Annotated in this window: 5 protein-coding genes; 3 read left to right on the forward strand and 2 right to left on the reverse strand. The window is 31.9% G+C overall.

Annotated elements, in window-relative coordinates; genetic code table 11:
* Positions 1-45 precede the first annotated feature (45 nt).
* The 3 genes from RWN11_RS07545 to RWN11_RS07555 are packed head-to-tail and all read left to right on the forward strand — an operon-like array spanning position 46 to position 2,229.
* Positions 46-201 carry an SE1561 family protein gene (locus RWN11_RS07545; RefSeq protein ID WP_003144715.1) on the forward strand — a complete coding sequence of 52 codons (156 nt, stop codon included), beginning with the start codon at positions 46-48 and terminating at the stop codon, positions 199-201.
* A 56-nt stretch (positions 202-257) separates the two neighbouring features.
* Positions 258-1,628, forward strand: a complete 1,371-nt coding sequence (gene rlmD, locus RWN11_RS07550) for a 23S rRNA (uracil(1939)-C(5))-methyltransferase RlmD (protein WP_314161114.1) — start codon at positions 258-260, stop codon at positions 1,626-1,628.
* 16 nt (positions 1,629-1,644) lie between these two features.
* On the forward strand, positions 1,645-2,229 hold the full coding sequence (locus tag RWN11_RS07555; RefSeq protein ID WP_314161115.1) for a uracil-DNA glycosylase family protein: 585 nt from the start codon (positions 1,645-1,647) through the stop codon (positions 2,227-2,229).
* A 74-nt stretch (positions 2,230-2,303) separates the two neighbouring features.
* Here the strand turns inward: RWN11_RS07555 and RWN11_RS07560 are convergent, their stop codons facing one another.
* Positions 2,304-2,585: a peptidase dimerization domain-containing protein gene (locus RWN11_RS07560; RefSeq protein ID WP_314161116.1), complete on the reverse strand. Its 282-nt coding sequence runs from the start codon at positions 2,583-2,585 to the stop codon at positions 2,304-2,306.
* Between the two features lie 2 nt (positions 2,586-2,587).
* A partial coding sequence (locus RWN11_RS07565; RefSeq protein WP_314161117.1) for an amidohydrolase occupies positions 2,588-3,738 on the reverse strand: 1,151 nt, incomplete at its 5' end.

Genomic DNA, 3,738 nt, shown 5'->3' on the forward strand with positions numbered 1-3,738 from the left:
TGAATTTATATTATAATGGAATAGAGAACAAAAAAGGAGAATGTTATGCCTAATAATATTTTAGAAGAATTAAAAACGAAATTTGAAGATTTTGCAAGCGAGTTAGAAAATATTGAACCTGAAAAAGTTGATTTAACTCAAATTGACAGATTAATTGCATTAGTAGAAGAATTAGATAACGAAATTAAAACTATAAAATAATAGTAGAATTGGATAAGCTGAAGTGGGAGTGTTTTGCTTTTACTCAGCTTATCTTTATGAATGAGGATACGATGAAAAATAAAAATGGGAAAAGATTAAACGTCTTACTTACAATTAAAAAAATTGGTATTAATGGTGAGGGGATAGGATATTATAAAAAGAAAATTACTTTTGTAAAAGGTGCTTTACCTGATGAGGTTATTGTTTGTGAAATAGTTGAGGAAACACCAAAATATATTATTGGGAAACTTGTTAAAGTAAAAGAACCAAGCCCGCATAGAGTAGAAATTAAACGCGAATATGCAGAAAGTGGAGCATACGGTTTAGCTCATGTTAGTTATGAAAAACAATTAGAATACAAACGCACAATTTTATTAGATGCTTTTGATAAATATTACAGATTACCAAAACCCGATAAATTAGTACTAAAAACATTAGCTAGCCCTGTAACAGAAGGGTATCGTAATAAAAACCAATTTCCACTAGCTGTTAGGAATGGGCGAGTTATTGCAGGGTTATATAAAGAAGGTTCTAACGATTTAGTTGAAATTAATGAAGATTTAGCATTACATGAGAATGGTAATAAAATAACAAACTTAGCTAAGAAATTACTAGGGAAATATAAAGTAGAAATTTCTACAAATAAAAAGAATTACGGTGTGAAATATATTGCGACAAGAACTTCATTCTATAGTGGGGATGTTCAAGTAACATTCGTAGCAAATACTGATAAGATTAAAAACATGGATAAAGTCGTTAATGAACTTAAGCGTGAAAGAATCGTTAAAAGCATAATACTAAATATCACTAATGACAAAGATCACTTGGTAATGGGAACAGAAAGTGTTACATTATATGGTTCAGATTATATTGTTGAAAAAATAGGAGATATTAAGTATGAACTTTCAGCTAAATCATTCTTCCAATTAAATCCACCAGCAACTAAAAAACTTTATGATAAAGTAGTTGAATTTGCTTCACTGAAAGAAACAGATGTTGTATTAGATGCATTCTGTGGAGTTGGAACAATTGGGCAATATGTTAGCCGTAACTGTAAAGAAGTATACGGTGTTGATATTATTCCAGCTGCGATTAAAGACGCGAATGATAATGTTAAATTAAACAACTTAACAAACTGTACTTATGTTGCAGGAGATGCTAATAAAATAGTTCCACGTTGGAAGAAAAAAGGAATCAACTTTGATGTTGCAATAGTAGATCCACCGCGTGTAGGTCTTGGACCACTAGCTAAAAATTTATTAGCGGTTGACGCTAAGAAAATTGTCTATGTGAGCTGTAATCCATCTACATTAGCACGTGATTTAAAAGTACTAACAAGAAAATATAAAATCAGACGTATTCAACCAGTAGACATGTTCCCAGGAACAGCGGCTGTTGAAGCGGTAGTTGAATTGATTAGAAAATAAATTTTAGAGGAAAAATATGGATAGTTTTGAACAATTGAAACAAGAAATAATGGCAGATAGTGATAATAAAAAATACACGGATGAAGGAATAGAACCTTTATTTTCTACACCAAGTACAGCAAAAATATTAATCGTAGGTCAAGCGCCTGGTATTAAAGCTCAAGAGAGTAAAATTTTCTTCAATGATAAAAGTGGGATTAAACTTCGCGAGTGGATGGGAATAGATGATGAAATATTTTATAAATCTGGTTTAATAGGTGTAGTACCGATGGACTTCTATTATCCTGGTAAAGGTAAGAGTGGGGATTTACCACCTCGAAAAAACTTTGCCCAAAAATGGCATTCAAAAGTTTTAGAACTTATGCCTAATCTCGAACTTATTATTCTTGTGGGAAAATATGCACAAGATTATTACTTGGGAAATGATAAAAAAGAGAATTTAACAGCAACAGTGTTTAACTATGAACAGTATTTACCACGTTATTTTCCAATTGTTCATCCTTCACCATTGAATTTCCGTTGGCACAACAAAAATCCATGGTTTATTGAAGAAGTAGTGCCAGAACTGCAAAAAAGGGTGAAGGAAATATTACAGAAATAAATTATTAAAAAATAAAGGCTGAGGTAACTCGAAGATTTTTAAGGAATCATGATGTCAAGTTACACTCAGTCTTTTTATTTTTCTATTATTTCAAATCTAGTCTTCTCACCGTAATATATAAGCAGCGAAGATAGTATTGTTTTTAATTGTTCAAAATCATCAGTTTTTAAAATGATTTCTGCTTTTCCAGAAATTACATTAAAAGCATTACCACTTTTTACAGAGATTATCTCTATGTTTTTGTATTTTGCTGTTTTTCTAACAAATTCCCCAGCGATAACTGTTGTATCAATGGCTTCATGAGGTTCAGCTCCGTGTCCACCTTTACCAAAAATATTAACTAAATATGTATGCATATCTATTGTTCCTCCTTAAGATTATTTATTACATTAGCGGAATCAAATGCTAGTGTTAAGAATATTGAAGCTGTTTGTTTCATAACTTCTTCTTCGAAATCAAAATTTGGATGATGGTGTGGATATTTAGCGAAGGTAGAATTCCCTGCACCAATTAGGAAAAAAGCACCAGGAACTTCTTCAACATAATATGCAAAATCTTCGCCAATCATTAACGGTTCAATTTCCAACTGTTTAATATCTGGAAGAATCTTAGAGGTTGCTTTTTGTATTTCTATTGTTCCTTTTTTGTGATTTATAAGTGGTGGATAACCTCCGTAGTAGATAAATTCTATATTAGTGTCAGAATATTCATTTTCTAGAGCTTTACATAAGGTTTGAAGCTTAGCTAGTACCATTTTATGAAGTTCTTTATTGAAATGTCTAATAGTTCCAGTAATACTTGCTTCTTTAACAGAACTTTCAAGTTTTCCCAAAGTGATAACTAGTGTTTCTCTTGGTTTAGCAAATCGTGAAACTATTTGTTGAGTCATACTAACAAATTCTGCAGCAATAATATTTGCATTTTCCTTAGTGTTGATTATTACTTCAAATCTATCTGCAGCCGCACACAGTTCACTATAACTATAGCCTAATGTTCCAAGTGGAAGTGGTGTCCAAAGATGCGCTCCAAATATTGCATCGACTCCTTCTAAGCAGCCAGCATCAATCATAGGTTTTGCCCCACCTGGAGCTTGTTCTTCACCGTATTGGAAAACTGCTACAACATCATGTGGTAGTTCTTTTTGATAATCCATTAGAACTTTACACGTTGCAAGTAAAGCTGTAGTATGACCATCATGCCCACAAGCATGCATTACATTAGGAATTGTAGATTTGTAAAGAGTATCTTTTGCATCATTTATTGGTAGAGCATCGAAGTCAGCACGAAAAGCGATTGTCTTTGAAGAATCTTGTCCTTTTATTCTTGTAACTACACCATTTAAGCCGACGTTTGTTTTAATATCAGTAATACCAATTTTTTCTAAATATTCTTTAATGAATCTCGCTGTATTTTTTTCGTTAAATGAAACTTCAGGATGCATATGCATATAGCGACGAAGTTCAATCATTTCTGGATAAAATTTTTCAAGTTCATCTTGTATAATTTTTT

The sequence above is a fragment of the uncultured Gemella sp. genome (genome assembly GCF_963519265.1).
Taxonomy (GTDB): Bacteria; Bacillota; Bacilli; order Staphylococcales; family Gemellaceae; genus Gemella.

Excerpts from the sequence above, each read along its gene's own strand:
- rlmD (WP_314161114.1), top strand. The coding sequence starts at position 258 with ATGAATGAGGATACGATGAAAAATAAAAATGGGAAAAGATTAAACGTC.
- RWN11_RS07555 (WP_314161115.1), top strand. The coding sequence starts at position 1,645 with ATGGATAGTTTTGAACAATTGAAACAAGAAATAATGGCAGATAGTGAT.
- RWN11_RS07560 (WP_314161116.1), bottom strand. The coding sequence starts at position 2,585 with ATGCATACATATTTAGTTAATATTTTTGGTAAAGGTGGACACGGAGCT.
- RWN11_RS07545 (WP_003144715.1), top strand. The coding sequence starts at position 46 with ATGCCTAATAATATTTTAGAAGAATTAAAAACGAAATTTGAAGATTTT.